The sequence below is a fragment of the Streptomyces sp. NPDC093085 genome, from assembly GCF_040683935.1.
Taxonomy (GTDB): domain Bacteria; phylum Actinomycetota; class Actinomycetes; order Streptomycetales; family Streptomycetaceae; genus Streptomyces.
In genome coordinates this window covers 333,278-352,026 of record NZ_JBFBFB010000001.1, presented here as the reverse complement: position 1 = coordinate 352,026, position 18,749 = coordinate 333,278, and the positions used below count along the sequence as shown (strand labels likewise).

Annotated in this window: 11 protein-coding genes and 1 pseudogene; 6 read left to right on the top strand and 6 right to left on the bottom strand. The window is 67.6% G+C overall.

The window, feature by feature from the left end:
• Positions 1 to 97: 97 nt before the first annotated feature.
• From AB0O07_RS01465 to AB0O07_RS01445, 5 genes are all read right to left on the bottom strand, one after another.
• Entirely contained in the window at positions 98 to 1,357 is a 1,260-nt protein-coding gene (locus AB0O07_RS01465; RefSeq protein ID WP_365625063.1) for a TIGR02679 family protein, read from the bottom strand.
• Positions 1,354 to 5,691, bottom strand: coding sequence for a TIGR02680 family protein (locus AB0O07_RS01460; RefSeq protein WP_365625060.1), 4,338 nt, complete (start codon positions 5,689 to 5,691; stop codon positions 1,354 to 1,356). The genes AB0O07_RS01465 and AB0O07_RS01460 overlap by 4 nt, the downstream gene beginning before the upstream one ends.
• On the bottom strand, positions 5,688 to 7,109 hold the full coding sequence (locus tag AB0O07_RS01455) for a DUF2398 family protein (protein ID WP_365625057.1): 1,422 nt from the start codon (positions 7,107 to 7,109) through the stop codon (positions 5,688 to 5,690). Before AB0O07_RS01455 ends, AB0O07_RS01460 begins: the two co-directional genes overlap by 4 nt.
• Positions 7,109 to 8,680 (bottom strand): TIGR02677 family protein, encoded by a 1,572-nt coding sequence (locus AB0O07_RS01450; protein ID WP_365625054.1) that lies wholly within the window; start codon positions 8,678 to 8,680, stop codon positions 7,109 to 7,111. Before AB0O07_RS01450 ends, AB0O07_RS01455 begins: the two co-directional genes overlap by 1 nt.
• A gap of 506 nt (positions 8,681 to 9,186) precedes the next feature.
• On the bottom strand, positions 9,187 to 9,420 hold the full coding sequence (locus AB0O07_RS01445; RefSeq protein ID WP_365625051.1) for a helix-turn-helix domain-containing protein: 234 nt from the start codon (positions 9,418 to 9,420) through the stop codon (positions 9,187 to 9,189).
• 357 nt (positions 9,421 to 9,777) lie between these two features.
• Here AB0O07_RS01445 and AB0O07_RS01440 point away from each other — a divergent pair, with 357 nt between their 5' ends.
• Entirely contained in the window at positions 9,778 to 11,052 is a 1,275-nt protein-coding gene (locus AB0O07_RS01440; protein ID WP_365625048.1) for a tyrosine-type recombinase/integrase, read from the top strand.
• A 450-nt stretch (positions 11,053 to 11,502) separates the two neighbouring features.
• Positions 11,503 to 12,033, top strand: a complete 531-nt coding sequence (locus AB0O07_RS01435; protein ID WP_365625045.1) for a TIGR03086 family metal-binding protein — start codon at positions 11,503 to 11,505, stop codon at positions 12,031 to 12,033.
• A gap of 97 nt (positions 12,034 to 12,130) precedes the next feature.
• Here AB0O07_RS01435 and AB0O07_RS01430 read toward each other — a convergent pair whose 3' ends face one another.
• Positions 12,131 to 13,207, bottom strand: a complete 1,077-nt coding sequence (locus AB0O07_RS01430) for an LLM class flavin-dependent oxidoreductase (protein WP_365625042.1) — start codon at positions 13,205 to 13,207, stop codon at positions 12,131 to 12,133.
• A gap of 664 nt (positions 13,208 to 13,871) precedes the next feature.
• Here AB0O07_RS01430 and AB0O07_RS01425 point away from each other — a divergent pair.
• From AB0O07_RS01425 to AB0O07_RS01410, 4 genes and pseudogenes are all read left to right on the top strand, one after another.
• Positions 13,872 to 15,107 carry an LLM class flavin-dependent oxidoreductase gene (locus tag AB0O07_RS01425; RefSeq protein ID WP_365625039.1) on the top strand — a complete coding sequence of 412 codons (1,236 nt, stop codon included), beginning with the start codon at positions 13,872 to 13,874 and terminating at the stop codon, positions 15,105 to 15,107.
• Positions 15,108 to 15,272: 165 nt separating this feature from the next.
• On the top strand, positions 15,273 to 16,286 hold the full coding sequence (locus AB0O07_RS01420; RefSeq protein WP_365625036.1) for a hypothetical protein: 1,014 nt from the start codon (positions 15,273 to 15,275) through the stop codon (positions 16,284 to 16,286).
• On the top strand, positions 16,283 to 17,509 hold the full coding sequence (locus tag AB0O07_RS01415; RefSeq protein WP_365625033.1) for an acyl-CoA dehydrogenase family protein: 1,227 nt from the start codon (positions 16,283 to 16,285) through the stop codon (positions 17,507 to 17,509). The genes AB0O07_RS01420 and AB0O07_RS01415 overlap by 4 nt, the downstream gene beginning before the upstream one ends.
• 116 nt (positions 17,510 to 17,625) lie before the next feature.
• Positions 17,626 to 18,704 (top strand): annotated as a pseudogene (locus tag AB0O07_RS01410) (aldo/keto reductase).
• Positions 18,705 to 18,749: the final 45 nt, after the last annotated feature.

The window sequence follows — 18,749 nt, the reverse complement described above, 5'->3', positions numbered from 1 at the left end:
GGGGCATGCAGGGTTCTGTCGTCTCTGCCGCTCTACCGTGGGGCACCGCCCCAGCGGCTGTCGGCTGCCCGTGCAGCAGGTCATCACCCGCCCATGATCAGAGTTGGTCACCCCAATCCGCCAGGAGGGCGTCAGCGACGCCTTCCTCGTAGACAGCCGCCTGATGCTCCTGCATCGCATTACTCAAACGCGGGTCCCATGAAGTGTTACGAGCCTTTCCGGACAAGGCGACGTGGTCGTCTTCGGTCCGGAGTCCCTCCAGGTAATCCTCAGCGCTCATCTTCCAGGGCTCAGCTCCATAGCGGCCGATGAGTTGATTGGTCATGTCGATTCCCGGCCAGTCGAAGTCCCCGTGGTAGAGGAGTCGGCCCCCGCCGTTGACGATCAAACGGGCCAGTCGGTGGAAGGCCGTTGAAGGCCGACCTTCGGCGCAGATCAACGGCGGGCTGTCTGCGCCGAGTTCTCCGGCGGCGCGGCGGAGGACAGCCGGGTTCTCACACACGTACACCAGCGGCAGGTGCACGGTGACGGGCAAGGTGACCAGCTGGTGAAGTGTGACGTGGAAGGGGGTTCCGTATCGAGCCGCGTCAGTGAGCCACTCCCCCAACCCTCGACCAGCCGCCGGCAGATTGAGGACGAGGACGCGGCTGGCCAGGTCGTCGACGATGACGTCAAACGCGTCCCAGAGCTCGCGCCGGGCCTCGGCTCCTGCCTCGAGCGGAACTCCTCGCGCTGTTGCCAGCGCACGGAGTACGAGGGTCGGCAGCGAGCCTTGGCCAGGGCTGAGAGCCTTGGTATTTCCCGTGGTCGCGTCAGCCAAGGCGGCCAGCATGACCGGGGGCGAGCCGCTGGCGCGTGCATAGAGGTATTCCAGAACGCGGATGGCCTGGATGAGGAGGCGTTCGTCCTTCTTATTGATCAGCCCAGTGATCGTCCCGTCAGAGGCAAGGCCGCTCAGCCACTCTTTGTACCAGAGGTTCTGGGCGTGAAGCGTGCTGGCCTCCCCCTCGGCCAACAGCTGCTGCCGGGCCTGATCAATGGCGCTCCGCTCGTCGGCTCGAAACCGCAACGGAGGACCGAGTCGTTCCAAGAGCTCTCGGAGGGAAGCGCCGGTGACGTTGCTGACGTTCTGGTTTAGTGCCTCGAGCGGAAGAGAGACACGGCGGACGTCCGCCGAGCGATACGCGCCTGTAATACCGATGATGGCGTTGCGCTCATCTATCGTTGGATTCGTCAGGCCGATGGAGCCGGTGATCTCGCCTCCATTGCGTTCAAGCGAGCGCCGGGCCGCCCCAAGAAGGCGGCGGAACTCGGGGCCGCGATAGCGCTCGTATGCGTCGGGCGTCGGCAGGCTCATTGCTCCCCCTCGCTTTCCTCAGTGCCGCTGTCCATCGGCTCTTCCTCAGGCGCGTCGGTGAGCAACCCCGCGTGGGCCGGAACGCGGCGGCTTGGCCGGAAGCTGAGCAGCTCGGCGGCCAGATCTTCGGGTCCGGGGTATCCGACGTCGTCGAGGATCTGTTCGCCGTCCCAGACCAGCAGCATGGCGGAGACAGTGTGCGATGCCTCATCGTGCTTCATGTCGTAGTGCGAGATCTGCGGCACGTCGGGATACGTGATCCACAGGTCGTAGCCGGTCATGAAGAGGTCGAGGTCGAACTTAGCCGTGAGGGCGAGCAAGTCGGGGCGGTACTTCTCGTCGATGCCGGCGAACGCCTCGTCGAGGGCGATCAGGCGTGGGCAGGTGGGGTAGGCGGAACTGTACTGGGCGTGGGCGGCGGCGAAGAGTGGCAGGTGGATGGAGGCGGACTTCTCACCGCCGGACATCACACTGTGTTTGGCCTTGGTGAGAACTTCTCCTTTCTTCCTCTCCTCCTCACTCATGCCCGGGCGGAACAGCCGCAGTTCGAACTTGCGCCAGGATCGGTAGTCCAGGACTTCGGCGATCACGTGTTGGTAGCTCTGCTTCTTGTCTGCGGCGGCCTTGGTGCGGATCTGGCTGCGCAGGTGGGAGCGGAGTTCGACCAAGCTCGCGGGGGCGAGTCCGGACGCGTCCTTCTCCAGCAGTTTGCTGACGGCCTTCTGGGAGTCGGTCAGGCTGTCGGAGGCGACCCAGTGGATGCCGACCGTCGTTCCGGATGACATCGGCCTGGCCCGGGTATCGGAGTCCATGTTCCGGACCAAATCGCGGGCCGCAGTGGTGCGGCTGTGAATCTGCTCGGCGAGCCCAGTCAGCAAGCCGTCTTCAAGGACCGTGCGTTCCTTCTCCTCCAGCAATACCCGCTGGTCGGCCAGTTGTTCGGCCAATCGACGCCCGAAGTCCGCCACCGGCGCCGGGCCTTCGCTGTCGGTAACCCGGGCCAGGATGATGTCGCCGGCCTGCTCCCACTCGAAGAGGTAGCCCTGATCGGATCCGAGCAGGGCGCCTTCCAACGTGGTGATGGCCGTGGAAATCTTTGTGGTGGCGGTCTTCAGGAGGCTCTCGGTGATACGGCGACCCTGCGTAGCTTCATCGAGTGCATCGACAAGGGAGATGACGGTCGTAGGGACGGCGCTGCGGGCTGCCTCGGTGCCAGTGACCGAGGTGTCGTGGGCAGTCAGCATGTCCATGAGTCGGCGCACGGTCTCCTCGGCAGATGGCCACACTTCGCGCGGTACCCAGACGGTGTCCACCACTGTGTCGAGGAGGCCGAGCAGGTCCGGCCGGGCGTACGGCTCAAGGGTGAGGGTGGTTCGTACCTGCTCACGCACGGCGGTCGTCAGGACGTCGCCGACGAACTCCAGAGTGTTCTTGGCCTTCATGAGCCGGTCACGCTGGTCTTCGACGTCCTTCACCGCACGCCGGTGTGCCTTCTCTGCTTCCGCTAGCTGCCCCCCAGCCACCTTGATCTTCTGGAGGATCTCCCGGAGCGGTGCTTCAAGCGTCTCTTGCCTCGTACGCAGCCGCTCTTCCAGGACGGCGAAAGCATCCTTGCGTGTCTGCAGCTGCTCGGCCTCCTCGGCGTAGGTCTGTGCCTGCCCTTCGATGATCTCTTTGCGGCCCGCGAGGTCTTTCTCGGCCTCATCGATCTGTTCTCGGCATACCGCAAGCTCCTTGCCGGCGGCGCCGAAATCGGTGACGGCCTGGGCGACACCTTTCAGTCCCTCACGGGTCGTAGGAAGCCGCGCGACTGTGGCGGCTTGTCTCAGCAGCCGCTTCTTCTCGTGTGCACGGGCAACAGCACCATCAAGGTCTTTGCGAGCCTTCTCAAGGCGACGGCGAGCTCCGGCGAGATTGCCGGCGACCACCGCCACGTCGCGTGCCGCTTCGTCGATCATCTGGGTGCTGGGGAGCTGGCAGCGCGCGCGGTCGAAGTCGTCGAACACCTCCTGGGCGTCCTGCCGTTGGACTTCGGCATCTGTGAGCTGGGTCTCCAGCACGGTGATGGCCCCATCGAGGCGGCTCAGCCGCTCACGTCGGCGTGCAGCCCGTGCAGTGGCTCCGATGTACTCCGGCTGTTCCTTGGGGTGGGCACCGACCTGAACGCCCAGGGAGAAATGCGACCCGACGGTGATGCAAGGGGTGCTATCCGTGTCGATATCTCTGTCGGCTGTCGGAGCTTCGTCCGCGACACCGATGGAAGCGAGGACGGCTTGCACACCTTCGGGGCTCACATGTTCCTGGTCTTCGACAATCAGGATGTCGGCCAGTGTGCTCCCGGTGGGCCGTTGCGTGACGGGCAGTGGACGCAAATAGGCATCGGCGACCTTATCGCGCAGTGCCTGGTCGGTGGCCTCCGAGTCGGGGTGCAGCCATGCGGTGAGCAACCCGGCCGCGTACAGGGCGCCTTCCACCGCGGCAGCGTGGTCATCGGAAATGTGATCGGCGAACCGTACGAGCTGCCACAGCGGAGCGCCTGGCCTTCCCTCTCTGTTGGCGGGTCGCAGGTCGCTGAGCGGAGGTGCCTCGTCTTCTTCAGCCGCCACCCTGTCTCGCTCGCTTCGCGTCTTGTGCAGGGCGTCCGAGATGTCGTCGTACTGCCTCTTGAGCGTTTCGACGCGGGTGAGGGCAGCAGTTCGGCGCTGATCAGTGAGAGAGCGGAAGACCTCAGGCAGCGGGGTCGGTGCCGGCTCTCCTGCGGCGGCCAAAGCAGCGAGCAGGGGTGCACGGTCGGCGGGGCAGAGAACCGCGGCTTCGCCGTCGTTGGTCCAGCGAGCGATAACTTGGTCGAGATCCTGGGCGGCCGCTGCGCGCGCCTGGCTGAGTTGATCGGCGGCGGCAGCTGACTTCTGCTCGGTCTCCGTGAGTTCAGCAGCGGCGATATCCACACGTTTTTGCTCGCGACCCTGATCCTCCATAGCTTGCTCGACTGCGGTGAGATGGTGGCGCACATCCTCGAGTTCGGTTTCGCGCGCGGTCGTGTAGCCGACGACGTGCGTCTGGAACGCGGCATCGAAGTTCAGTGCGTCTTCCTCGAGGAGGATGCCGGAGCGGCGTGCCGCGTCCAAGAGGTCTCGGGTGTGCCGTGATGCGGCTGCGTTGAGTTTCTCGCACCGCTCGCCGACCCTCGCTGCTTCACCCTTGAGAGTGGCGAGGTGCCCCCAAGCGCTCTTGAGGAGGCGGTCGCTGTCTTCGATGCCCTGGCTCTCGTCGCGCACTCGGTCACGTAGCTCGTCGAGGTCCTTCTGCTGCGTAACGGCGTCATGATTCCTGAGGGTGGCGAGGCGTGTGCCGATCTCTTTGCACTGCCGTTCACCGGTGTCCCGGCGTTGCCGTGCCTCAGCCAGTTGCCCGTCGGCGGTCCGCCGTTCCTCCGCTGCCTGAAGGATCTTGGCGCACTCATCGGCCGTGGCCTGCGTGCGCTCCTTGACCTGGTCTACGCGGTCTCGGGCGTGGACTTGAAGGTAACTGGTGTACTCACGCAGGAAGTTCTGTACGGCTGTGTCGGCCCCGGCCAAGGCATTGAGGAGCGCCTGGATCTCTGCGAGGTTCTCGAAGTCCCGGGCAGCTTGCTTGATCAGGTCTTCGTCGACGGGGCGCAGACCCGCGGTGAGGGTGTCGGACACCTTGGCCGGATCCAGATCCTTGGCCAGGAGAGGGCGCCGCAACTGGAGCAGCAGATTGATCAGTTGGCTGTAGCGCTCGCGTCCAAGGCCGAACAGCCGGTCGTCGATGGCATCGCGGTATGCTTCTGCCGTCTCGTACGTGGCATCCTCGCCCAGCATCTTCGCCAGTGCCTTTTCCCGCAGTGGCCGCGAGGCATCGTCCAGGAGACCAAAGTCGAGGCCCACGCGGCCATCGATGACGAAGTAGAAGCGGGCCGGCGAGGGCATCGCTTTCGTCACTCGCATGCCGATGCCAGCGGTAACAGCCTCGATGACCTTGCCGTCGGGGGCAGTGCGGGCGAATTCCATCCATACATAGCCGTATGCGGACTCCTGCTTCTTGTAGAGCAGGTTCGATTTCATGGTCCGTTCCTCGCCACTGAACGGATCCAGCCGTCGTGCGTCTAGGACGCCGTCCAGCACGAGGGGGAAGAGCACCTCCAGGGCCTTGGTCTTGCCGGATCCGTTGTGCCCGCGAAGCACCAGGCGACCGTCGGCGAAGACGAATTCCTCGTCGATGTAGTCCCACAGGCCGATCACGCCCGCACGCGTGGGCTTGAATCGGGCCTCCGGATACTCGGCATTGCGGGGATGCGGGATGAGCGTCATCGAGAGGTGTCCTCTAGGGGGAAGTCGAGGGCGAACTGACCTTCGTACGCAGGTCGAGGCAGCACGGCGGTGATATTGCGGTAACGCGCCGCGGCAGGGCACACCAGGATTCCCCCAGGGACGAGGTGCACCAGGCGCAGGTCTGCCAGCAGACAGAGGGCCTCGGCCAGAAGCCCTCCGGAATCGCCCTGCCATTTATTGGTGTACGAGGACGGACCGAACTCCTCGTACAGCTCGGTGATCATCTGCTCCAGCACGCCTTGCTCAACGAACGGCAGTCCCGCCCGCCGTTCGGCTGCGTCGGCTTCCGTTCCTGGTCCGTACGTCCCTTGGCCGTTGTGTGTCTGCGGGTCATGAGCGAGGGCTTCGAGTGTGCCGGCCTCGGGCAGGGCCATGTCGATGCGACTCAGCAGGTCCGCTTGTTCTTCTCGCGGGTCAGGTGGGAGAAGGCGCTGCAGACTGCCGGAACGGTCGGGGTCTTCCTGTAGGTCCGCGATCTTCGCCAGTATCAGACCGGCGGTCCGGTTGACCGCTCCTCCTCGCCCCGGGAAACGCTTGTCGGTGAAGCGCCCCGTGGTATCGACAAGCATGATCCCCTCAGCCCGGCGCTCGACGGGCAGACCGGTCAGACGCGCGATGTCCTCGGCCAGAGTGGGCTGGCGCAGCGCGATCGCGGTTTCCGGGTCGATGCCGGCGAAGTAGACCACCGGGTGCTCGATGAGCAAGCGTCGGGCCCGCTGGGCAGCCAAACGCCGACGCGGGTCCCGCCCGGTGCCCGCGGTCGGAGTGTCCAGCAGGCCGGCGGCACTCGTCAGGTGCTGCAAGGGCCTGTTGGGCTTGAAGAGGGCTGCGCAGGTGTCGTGGTCGATGTCGAACAGAGCGTCCCCACGATCGTGGTCGCGGGCCCAGTCCTCGGTGGAACCGTCGGAAATCCGCAGCGCCCCTCGGTCGACAAGCCAGTCCATCACGTCAACGACCGCGTCCTTGTGGCCCGCTGCCGTCGCGTCGAAGCCGAGATACTCGATGGCGTTGGCGTACGGAGCAAGGAACTTGACGAGATCGGCGAGGGTGATCTCTATCCGCGACCGGTTCAAGCACGCCAGGACCAGACACAGGTATGCGAGCCGCCGCCGGTCGAAGGGCTTTTTACTCTTCACCGTGAGAAACGCCTGGCTCTCGTCGAAGGTATCCAGCCGCCGCAGCAGGCGAGCATGACGGGCACTCGTGGACAGCGTGTATCCGAAAAGGTCCCGGAAGTCCTTCGTCAGTTCGTCGGCCCACTGCAGGACCGACGCAAGCGCCTTGGTCCGCGGGTAGGTCTCGGTGACCACGCTGTGCAACAACAAGAGCCGGGCCGCCTGCTGGTACGAGCTGAGGTCCGCGGGCTCCACAGATGCGGCTACGCGATGGGCAGGCATCAAGGCGCCCCCAATCCGAGACGGCGACGCATCGCACCGTGTGGCTTGATCTCCAGGGCGAAACCGGGCAGGTGCAGCGTGCCGGTTTCGGTCCGCACGCGACTTCCGCGTTCACTGGGCACAAGACGCAGCGTCAACACATCGCTGCTGCCGGTGCCTGAGCGCAGACGTCCCGCGACGACCGTTCGCGCCTCCAGGGCGCGGGTCAGCAGCTTGAGCACGGCGCGAGTTTCCGCCTGGTTCAGTACTCGATCATGAGGTCCGTGCTCCAGGAGCGTTTCCGCCGCGCTCCGTTCCGCGGCCCGCTCTGCCAGTTGAGCCCCGCGCAGGCGGGCGTGCGCGCCCCGGGACTTCCGCACCGGCTGCGGACCTCCCTGCGCCGGCCTCTTACCGTGCTTGAAGAGGCTGACGCTGATCTCCACACCCGGCGCCTCCCACCACGTCGAACGCGGCGAGATCTGGTCGTCATCGTCGTGTGCGCCCGAAAGATGCCGTACGGAGCGCAGATCGAAAGCGGCGGCGACCAGAGCGTTCGCCGCCTGCTCATCCGGTGCCGCGGCAGCCCACGCGGCCAAATGCCGCAGTTGAGTAGTGCGGCTCACGCCGCCTCTGCGTGACTCCGTAACCTGCCTCAGCAAGGCGATGACCCCAGAGATCGCGGTGCGAGTGGCGCCCTGCAACTGATCCGCCCTGGACCCGCCCGCGCCATCGGCCAAGAACCACTGCCGCAGCCCCATCCAGCGCCGCCGCCAGTCCTCCAGCCGTACAGCCGGGCGCATCATGGGCCGTTCGTCCGCTGCGGCCGCCCGCTCCAGCAGCGTCTCCACCCCGGTGTCCTCCACCTCATGCACAGCCTCAGCCAGGCGGGGTGCGTAGCGTTCCAGTTCGGCCGTGAACTCGCTCATGTGGGCCAGCAGTGCATGCTTGTACCGGAGGAACGTCTCGGGGGAGATGTCCGTTGTACGGACTACGTCGTTGAGCGTCAAATAGAAGCGCGCTGCCCGTTGGGTCATATCCTCCAGCACGCTGTCGAGCCGGGTGAGCTTGCGGTAGACCTCGTCCTGGTCGCCCTGCCGGTTCGCGGTGGCCAGGGCCTTGAAGTCCGCCAGGATGTCGGCGAATACCAGACGCGACAGGTTTGCGTCCTGGACCCGCGACCCGATGACCTCTTCCACCGCGCAGTAGACGCGGTAGCCGATCTCAGTGAACTGGTACACCGACTGGCGGTTGCGGTAAGCGGCCAGATTGCCGCACCGAGTCGCGTCCTCCACTTTGTAGAGGACCTGCTCGTCCTCGGCCGCGAGATTGTCAAGCATGGCCCGCAGGTTCAGGTCTGTAGCACTCGGTACCTCGTCGTGCGCTGCAGCAAGTTCGCTCAAGGCCTTCGCCACGTCATCGGTGTGGACCTGAACCTGGTGCACAGCCCGCAGCACATTCATCGCCCGCAGCACCCACAGGTACGCGACGTGGTTATCGCGCTGGGTGAAGTTGAACAGTCTGAGCCGGTCGCCCACTGTCAACGAATCTAAATCGAACGACTCTGCGATTCCCGAGTCATCACGCTGCACCACCTACACCGCCCCTCGTTCACGTCTACTGCTCCTACCCTGACAGTTGCCACTGACAATCACGCCGGAGTGCTCGGAACAGGTTGCCCCTGAAGCCGCTCAACGGCCACGCACTCAGGCAGCTATCGCCCGAGAAGCCACTTTCGGATCAGGTGAGCTGATAGTCGCCGGGCTGATAGAGCCCGCAATATCTGGCCAGAATTCGCCCGGTGGCCAGCACGGCTACGGACTGTAGTGAAAAGAAGCGCAGCGCTGAGCTCCAGGTCCGCAGGATCACGCCAGCAGTTGCAAGCGGGAAGCCATCACGCTGTGAGCCCTCACCCTGCGGACTGCGCCGTCCGCACTGGCCTCTTCCTATACACCTCCCGAGGCTCGGACGGAGGTCCGCCACGCCGTTGGCTCAGCACGAGAATGCTCGCCCGGCCGCGAACGGCGATGCATGGCAGTTCCCCGCGGGCCATCCCCCTGTCTCTCCATCACAGGGACTTTCAGCGCTGCCCGAGGGACGATCAGGTCGCTCGATTTACCGTTTGAGCTTCCAGCCATGCCTCTACCTCCGACCAGCGGTAGCGCAAATAGCGGCCGACCTTGTGGGCTCGCGGACCCTGGTGTCGGTGATTCCATATGTAGACCGTATTCAGAGGTACGCCCAGGAAATCGGCCAGCTCATCCGCGCTCGCCAAGGGGCAACGGTCCCCCGCGCCACTGGCGGCTTCTTCCGCATGGGCATTGGTTCGACGCATGGGCACTCCAGAACGGTTCGAAGCGGGCAGGAAAGAACCACGTGAGCGGTATTCCGCCGTGGTGGCACGTGGAACGTTTGCACTAAATTCCGGCCGGATCAAACAGAGGCCCTCTCGACGAAACGCCTGCGACTCTTGCGAACTCTCGAAAAACATTGGTGAAATCTTCTATACCGCTCTGCACCCTTTGCCGCGAAGACCCCAAGAATGCATTTGATATCTTCGGCTCGCCTGGATCAACATCCAATTCACTTAGGGCTCGTTGAACGGGCACCCGATCTCGCCGTCGACGATGGCCCTGATTCAAGAGAGTCCACGAATAGACTCAAAGGCCCACTGCATACTAGGAGTTAGCTGATGCCGTACGACCACTGGCACAAGTCTCGCCCGAAAGACGGGGAGTCGACCTGCAAGGAACACGGCAAAGTCCCGACCCGGGATCACGGGACGGGGAAGCGGTGGCAGGCCCGATGGCGTAACCGGGAAGATGTCCAGCAGACGGAGCTCTTCCGCACCGAGGTCGAAGCCCGCAGGCATGAGACCAAGATGCGGTCCGGAGTGGACGACGGTTCATATATCAACCCTCGCGCCGGAGAGGTCAGGGTCGGTGAGCTCGCCATTACGTGGCTCAAGGGGCACGAACACAAGAATCCACGGACTTACCGACGCCACAAGGAGCGAATTCTCCTGCACGTCGTTCCTACCGCAGTTGGGAAGATGCGCGTAAAGGACGTGAACGCCTCATCTTTGCTGGACTGGCTGCACGACCGTCGCAGGCTGCTCGAAAGTTCCACACTGCGCCTGGTCTTCGACAACCTTCGGGCTGTCTTTGACCTGGCCGTGGACGACAGCCTTATACACAAAAATCCGTGCCTCGCCAAATCGGTGCAGGACGCCAAGCCGAAGCGAGGAGGTGGCGGCCGGGCAGAGCTGACCCTGACATGGGAGGACACTGAGAAGATCCGTGCCGAACTTCCCGACCGCTACAAAGCGCTCGTCGACTGTGGTCGCGGCCTGGGTCTTCGGCAAGGAGAGATATTCGGCCTGTCACCAGAAGATATCGACTGGGCACATCCGGACGGCGCCATGGTCCACGTGCAACGGCAGGTAGTCCACGACGGCTCGTTCCTCGTATACGCCCTCCCCAAGGGCGGAGACAACGAGGACCCGAAGGACCGGTGGGTTGAGCTGACCGACGACGTAGCCATCCCCCTACGCGAGCAAATGCAGAAGCACCCGCCGGTCGAGGTGACCCGACCGTGGGGCAGCAAGGGCGGCGACCCGGTCACGGTGCGGCTGATCTTTTACACCCGGGAGAAGACCGCCATTCAGTCGAATTGGTTCAACTCCTACCGCTGGAAGCCCGCCCTGGCGTCGGCCGGCCTCATCAAGCCCCTTGAATCCGACGCGAAGGGACGACGTTGGGAGAAGTCCCGCGACGTGATGATGCACGCGCTCCGACACCTGTACGCGTCGATGATGATCAGCGGCGGTGTAGACGTGTACACGCTCGCGGACCGACTCGGACACGCCGATCCCGCGTTCACCCTGCGTAAGTACGTGCACCGGGTCGTGGGAGCCGGTTCCAAGGTCCGCATCGCGGTCCGGAGCGCCTACACCCGGGCCGCGTGACTCCTGCACCGTTCGGCTTGTGCAACAACCGTGCAAGACGATCTTCGGGAAGGGTTGTTTGCACAGGTCAGAAGCTTTGTCCATGAGTTCCGGGACATCTGATACGGCCATGCCGCCGCACCCCACCTGACCTGCCGTTCAGCGGGTCGGGGAGGGGTGCGGCGGCATCTCTGGGACTTCTCTCTGGGATTTCGGGCCCCGCAGCGGGCTCCGTACCACGCTCTTCAGCGGGCTCCGCACCACGCTCTTCGGGCCTTGGCGAATCGCACCGGCCGGAGAAGCTGGGCAGGAAGGCGGGCAGGAAGGCGGGCCGGTGTTCTGCCCGTAACGGCCTCGCTCACCCGCACCGGGCGGTGCCTATAGTCTTTCGCGCCAGTACACGGGGGTGCCGCAGCGTGAGCAGGGTGCGTCGTTCACTCACTCACCAGCAACCCGACACCGGAGGAATACATGACCTCAGTGACCGACTTCGCCACCGTGGCCCGTGAGGTACAGCGGCTCGTCGAGTCGTTCGACGAGCAGGAGTGGTCGCTGCCCACGCCGTGCGACGAGTGGGACGTCCGCGCGGTCGTGGACCATCTCCTGGACGTCCAGGGCAGGTTCCGCGTCACCATGACCGGGGGCGAGAAGCCGGCCACCTCCACCTTCGAGGACAACACGACGGCGCTCATCGCGGCATTCGGGCAGGAAGGCGCCCTGGAGCGGACGGTCACCACCCGGCTCGGCCACCTGCCCGGCCGCACGGCACTCGACATCCTGACGATGGAACACCTCATCCACGGCTGGGACCTGGGCCGGGCAACCGGACGCACCCCGTCGGTCGGGGACTCCGTCGTGGAACGCGTCATCGCGTTCTGCGAGATCATGAAACCTCGGCTTCCCCCGCACCTGAGGAATTTCAAGGACGCGCAACCGGTGACCGAGGGAGCCTCCGCCCTCGACCGGCTCGCCGCGTTGTCGGGCCGGACGGTCACCGTCTGAGTCCGCCCTGCCCCGTGCCGCGATCTCCGGCGGCAGGGCCGGCGCGCCGTGCCGCACCCACATCGGTGGGGTATTCGCCGTGCTCGTGGCGGGCCGGTCAGACGCGCGGGGGTTCCAGGAGGGGGAGGAGCTGGTCGCCGATGCGGGCGATTTCTTCTCTGTAGGGGGTGTCGGAGAGGACGAAGTGGGTGATGCCCAGCGCCCGGTAGTTCTTCAGGGCGGTAGCCACGTCGGTGGGGGAGCCGACGAGCCAGGTGGTGGCGGCGCCGGCCCCGCCGAAGGTGCCGGGGGTGGTGTAGAGGCAGGTGTCCAGGACTTCGCCGCGCCGGGCCAGGTCGAAGAGGCGTTGCTGGCCCACCGCCGTCCTGCGGTTGCCGGTCCAGGCGGTCTCGCCTGCGCCGGTCGCCATCTTCTCGACCTTGGCCTCGGCGTCGCGCCAGGCCTCTTCGGTGGTGTCGCGGACCAGGGTGGTGATGCGCAGGCCGAATTCCAGCGGGCGGTGTCTGCGCTCTTCCTGTTGGCTCAGGGTCTTCAGGCGGGCTATCCGATGGGCCAGTCCTTCCAGGGGTTCGCCCCAGAAGAGCTGTACGTCGGCCTCGGCCGCCGCCACGCGTTCCGCGGCTTCGGAGGCGCCGCCGAAGTAGAGGGTGGGGTGCGGGCGTTCGGGGGCCGGGTAAGGGCCGGGGGCTACGGTGGAGTCCGTGACCTGGAAGTGTTCGCCGTGGAAGGTGACGTTCTCCTCGGTCCACAGACGCCTGGTGAGATGCAGGAACTCCCGGGTACGGGCGTACCGTTGCGCGGGATCGACCCGGGTGTCGCCGTACGCGGCCGGGTTGTCGAGGCCGCTGACGATGTTCACGAGGACGCGTCCCCGGCTGAGCTGGTCGAGGGTGGCTGCCGCCGAGGCGAAGTTGGCGGGGTGCCAGTAGCCGGGGCGGATCGCGATCAGGGGTTTGAAGTTCGTGGTCCGCGCGGCGAGCGCGGTGGCGACGGTGAGGGTGTCCGGACGGCCCCAGCCGGTGCCCAGCAGGGCGCCGCCCCAGCCGTGCTCCTCCGCCGTGCGGGCCAGGCCGGTGGAGTACTCGATGGAGCCCCACCCGGTGGTGGTGTCGTCCCCCCGGTGGCCGGGTTCGACGGTGTTGGGGATGTAGCAGAGGAATTCCTGCTGACTCATGATGCGTCCGATCACTGCTCGGACCGGTGCGCCGACAGAGCCGGCGGAAAGCGGAGGGGGCACACCGGTGCCGTTGGCGGGAGGGGGAGGGCACGAAGGAGGGCGGTGCCGAAGAGGGCGGTGCCGAGGAGGGCGGTGCTGCGGAGGGCGGTGCGGAAAGGGGGGATGGGGATCAACACTGCGCGCTGGACACACGCAGGAGGTCCACACAGCGCTCGCGCGTCAGGAGCTGGACCTCACCCATGGCAGGGAGTCTGTGCGGGGACGGGCACGGATGTCAACCGGGCCCCGTTCCCTCCGGCTCCGTCGGCGTTGTGTTGTGAACGGGGGATGAGCTGGGGTTTCGGTGTTGTTTCCGGTCGGCGCGGACTGGTTGACAGGGGGGACGGGGCCGCCACAGACTCTGCGGCATGACCCAGGATCCCCTGCTGACCAGCGAACGCTGTGTCGACCTGCTGCGGGTTTCCAGCGCGCGGTGTCGATAGCGGAGTGTCGATGAGCCGGGCTGCTCGAACCCGGTTTGCGCGGAAGTCGTCCTCTGTTTTCCCGGCCTCCCGGCTTCCCGGCCTCCCGGCCTCCCGGCCTCCCGGCCTCCCGGCTTCCCGGCTTCTGCGTTTCTCAGTCTCTCTGCTTTCTCTGCTTTTCTTCCTAAGGAGCAGCGGCAGTGACCCGCGCCTTGCACATCAATGTCAATATTCTCAACTCCGGTGTATTCGGCGGCTCTTGGCGTTTTCCCGGCACGGACGGGCTGGCGAGTTACACCATCGAGCACTACACCCGTATCGCACGGAAGGCCGAGGCGGCCAAGCTCGACGCGGTGTTCCTCGCCGACACCCCGGCCCTCGAACCTCTCGTACGTCACCGGCCCGGCAACAATCTGGAGCCGACCACCGTGCTGGCGCGGATCGCCGCACGGACCGAGCGCGTCGGGCTGATCGGGACCCTCTCGTCCAGCTACCACGATCCGGTGGAACTCGCCCGCAGGGTGGGTGACCTGGACTACCTCAGCGGTGGCCGGGTCGGATGGAACGTGGTCACCACGGCGGGCGTCGCCGCCGCGCGCAACTTCGGCCGTACGGACGAACCCGAGCACACCCAGCGGTACCACAGGGCCGCCGGCTTCACCCGCCAGGTCATCGCCCGGTGGGCGGAGCGCACGGCCTTCGTCTCGCCGCAGGGGCGCCCCGTCGTCGTCCAGGCCGGTGGCTCAAGGGACGGCCGGCGGCTGGCCTCGCAGGTCGGCGAGGTGGTCTTCTCAGCGGAGCAGGACCTCGGCAGGGCGCGGGCGTTCCGGGCCGAAATACGGGCGGGTGCCGTGGAGTTCGGGCGCCGTCCGGACGATGTCGTCGTCCTGCCCGGCCTGTCGACCGTCCTCGGCAGTACGGAGGAGGAGGCCCGCAGGCGGCGGGAGACCCTGGACGAGATCCTTCCCGGCGCGTACGCCCGGCAGCGTCTCGCGGGGCAGCTCGGGATCTCGCTGGACGGGCTGGCGGACGACGAGCCCCTCCCCCGCGAGCTGCTGGTCGAGCCGGACGCCGCCGGTGGCTCGCAGACCTTCTACCGGCTGATCAAGAACATCGTCGACACCGAGAACCCGACCCTCGGAGCGCTGCTGCGCAGGCTCGGCGGGGGCGGCGGCCACCGGATCGTGGTGGGCACCCCGGAGCGGGTCGCCGACGACATCCAGCGGTGGTTCGAGGCGGGCGCGGCGGACGGCTTCAACGTCATGCCGGATGTCCTGCCCTCGGGTTTCGACGACTTCGTCGACCACCTGATTCCGGAGCTGCGGCGCCGGGGCCTGTTCCGCCACGAGTACGAGGACACCACGCTGCGGGGGCGTCTCGGACTCGGGCTCGGACTCGGAACCGGAGTCGGAGTCGGAGTCGGAGTCGGTCGCTAATACCGGGACCGGCCGGTCGGAGCGGGCTCGGCCAGCAGGAGCCGGCTCGGCCGGTCGGCGGTACCAGTCGGCCCGTCGGCGGCAGCGGTCGGTCGGTCCTTCGGGGCGTGCCGAAGCAGAGGAAGTACCAGCGCCAGAAACCCTGTTCAGGAGGGACGCATACCCATGACCACTCCCCTCGTTCTCGGCCTCTCGGTCGGGGGCGCGCTCTCCCTGTCCGACGCCGCCGAGGTCGCCACGGCCGCCCGGGACAGCGGGGTGAGCGCGATACGGCTGCTCGACGGCGGCCCGGACGGCGACGTGCTCGACACCTCGGCGGTCGCCGGATATCTCGCCGGCCACTTCCCCGAGCCGGGGTGGATCGTCGACGCCCCGACGACCCACAACCCGCCCTACAACCTCGCCCGCCGGGTGCTCTCGCTCGACCGGGCCAGTGCCGGCCGTACCGGGCTCGCGCTGCGCGCCGGGGACGGAGACGCTGTCACCTCGGCCGCCCTCCCCGATTCCGCCCTCGCCGGTTCCACCGGCCCCGGTTCCACCGCCACTGACGCCGAGGCCGTGGAGCGGGGGGCGCGGTGGGCCGAGTACGCCACCGTCCTCACCCGGCTGTGGGAGAGCTTCCCCGCGGCGGCGCTCCTCGGTGACCAGGACTCCGGGCTCTTCGCGGAGACCGCCGCCATCCGCCCGGTCGACCACGAGGGCCGCTTCTACCGGGTGGCCGGGCCGCTCGACGGGCCGTCCTCGCCGCAGGGCAGACCGGTGCTCGTCGCCGACCTCCGGGACGAGGTGCGGTGGGTCGACGCCGTCGCGGTGGCCGATGCCGTCGTGATTCCACGGGACCGGGTGGCGGGGGCCGGCGCGCGGCTGGACGAGGCGTTCGTACGGGCCGGACGGCCGCGCCGGGAGGTCGCGGTGCTCGGGCGGGTGGAGTGGCCTGCTCCGGAGAGTGCCGGCGGTACGGGCGGGGCGGGGGAGGCGGGCGTGGAGCGGGACGCCGCCGAGGTGGCCGAGTGGGCCGCGTACCACGCCGTCGACGGGGTGGAGCTGGTGCCGACGGGCGGCGACGCCGGGCGGGTGGCCACGCTCCTGCGGGCCCTCGCGCCCCGGCTGCGCCCCGCCCACGCGCCCACCCTGCGCGCGGCTCTCGGGCTGCCGGAGCTGTCCGGAGCCGTGTCGTGAGCGCCACACTTCCCGCAGCGGGGCGAGAGACCGGGCCGGCCGCCGCACCGCCCACGGTCGCCGGGATCCGTACGGCGATCGCGCCGGTCCTCGCCGGGCTCACGGCGACCGCCCGGGAGCGCGAGTCCACCCGGGACCACCCGTTCGCGCAGGTACGGGCGCTCGCCGAGGCCCGGCTCGTGGCGATCGGCATCCCGGCCGAGGACGGCGGTGCGGGCGGGACGCTCCGCGAGGTGGCCGAGGCGGTCATCGCGCTCGCGCGGGCCGACTCCAGTGTGGCGCAGGCGCTGCGGTCGAGCTTCCTGACCGCCCATCGCGCCACCGCACACCGCGATCTGCCGCACCGGGAGCGCACCGTGGCGCGGCTGTTGCGCGGCGAACTCTTCGCCGGAAGCGGCAACGAGCGGAACGGCGGCGCGAGCGGCTCCGTACGGACCACCGTCCGGCGGGACGGCGCGGGGCAGGTGCTCAACGGCACCAAGTACTACAGTACGGGCGGCCTGTACGCCGACTGGTTCACCGGCACCGCGACCGACGAGGACGGCGGCACCGTCCACTTCACGGTGCCCACCGACCGGGCGGGCGTCGAGGTGCTGGACGACTTCGACGCCGTCGGGCAGCGGCTCACGGCGAGCGGCACCACCCGGCTGACCGGGGTGCGGGTCACCGACGACGAACTGGCGCGCATCGACCGGACCACGCTGGGCAACCCCTGGCCGGGCACCTTCGCCCAGCTCTATCTGGCGTCGATCGAGGCGGGTATCGCGGCGGCGGTGCTGGACGACGCGATCTGGTTCGGGCGGGAGAAGGCGCGTCCGATCAAGCACAGCACGGCATCCCGGAGCGTGGACGACCCGTATGTCCGGCATGTCCTCGGCGAGATCGCGGCCCGCGCGCACGCCGCGCGCTCCTCCGTGCTGATCGCCGCCGAGGCCCTGGACCGGGTACGGCACACCGCCGGCCCCGAGGTGCGCGCGGCCGGCGCCGACGCCGCCGTCACGGTCGCCCAGGCGCAGTACGTCGCCGTCGAGTCGGCCCTCAAGGCCGCCGAACTCCTCTTCGACGTGGGCGGGGGCTCCGCCACCGACCGCGCGTACGCCTTCGACCGGCACTGGCGCAACGCCCGTACGGTCGCCAACCACAACCCCCGGGACTGGAAGGCCGCGGTGATCGGGGCGTACCACCTCACCGGGGAGGAGCCGCCGGTCACCGGGCTCTTCTGAGCTTCCCTCTCCCCCCTCCCTCTCCCCCTCTCCCCCTCCCTCTCCCCCTCTGCTCCCTCCGCCCCTCCGTCTCCGCCTCCCCTTTTTTCTCAACTCTGCTGAACGGACTGCTTCTCATGCCGATCCATGGCCCCGCCGACACCGTCCACCGCCCCGACGACGGCCGCTACGAGCGGCTGGAGTACCGCCGCACCGGGAACTCCGGCCTCGAACTGCCGGCCTTCTCCTTCGGCCTCTGGCAGAAGTTCGGAACCGACCACCCGTACGAGACCCAGCGCGAGATCGTGCTGCACGCCTTCGACCTCGGGATCACCCACTTCGACAACGCCAACCGGTACGGTCCGCCCCACCGCGCCGCCGAGAAGTTCTTCGGGCGGGTGCTGAGCCGGGATCTCGCGCCCTACCGGGACGAGTTGATCCTGTCGACCAAGGCCGGCAACCCGATCGGAGCGAGCCCGTATCTCCGGGGCGGCTCCCGCAAGTCGCTGCTGGCCTCGCTCGACCACTCGCTGCGTGACCTCGACACCGACTACGTCGACATCTTCTACAGCCACCGCCCCGACCCGGCCACCCCGCTGGAGGAGACGGTGGGCGCCCTGGTCTCGGCGGTCGGCTCGGGCAAGGCGCTGTACGCGGGGCTCTCCAACTACCCCCCGAACGGGCCCATGAGGCGGCCGAGTTGCTCCGGGCGGCCGGGGTGCCGCTGCTGGTCCACCAGCCCCGGTACTCGATCTTCGACCGGGGGCCCGAGGAGACCGGACTGCTGAAGCTCGCCGCCGAGGACGGCTTCGGGCTCGTCGTCTACAGCCCGCTCGCGCAGGGGCTGCTCACCGACAAGTACCTCGACGGTACGATCCCGCCGGGCGCCCGGGCCGGGAACAGCGCCTTCCTCTCGCCCGACGCGATCGACGGCACCTATCGGGCGCGGGCGGCGGCGCTCGACGAGATCGCCCGGGGGCGCGGGCAGTCCCTGGCGCAGCTCGCGCTCCAGTGGGTGCTGCGGCAGCCGCAGGTGACCAGCGCGATCATCGGCGCGAGTTCGACCTGGCAGCTCGACCACAACGTCACCGCACTGGACTTCCCGCCGCTGACCGACGACGAGCTGGCCCTCATCGACCAGCACGACGGCAGGGGGAGCGGTGAGAGCGGGAAGGCCGCGCCCCGGCTCGGCCGGGACGCGGTCGGGCAGGCATGAGCCCGCCGCCGCGCGCACGCTGTTCCCCCCGAGCCCCGTTCCCCC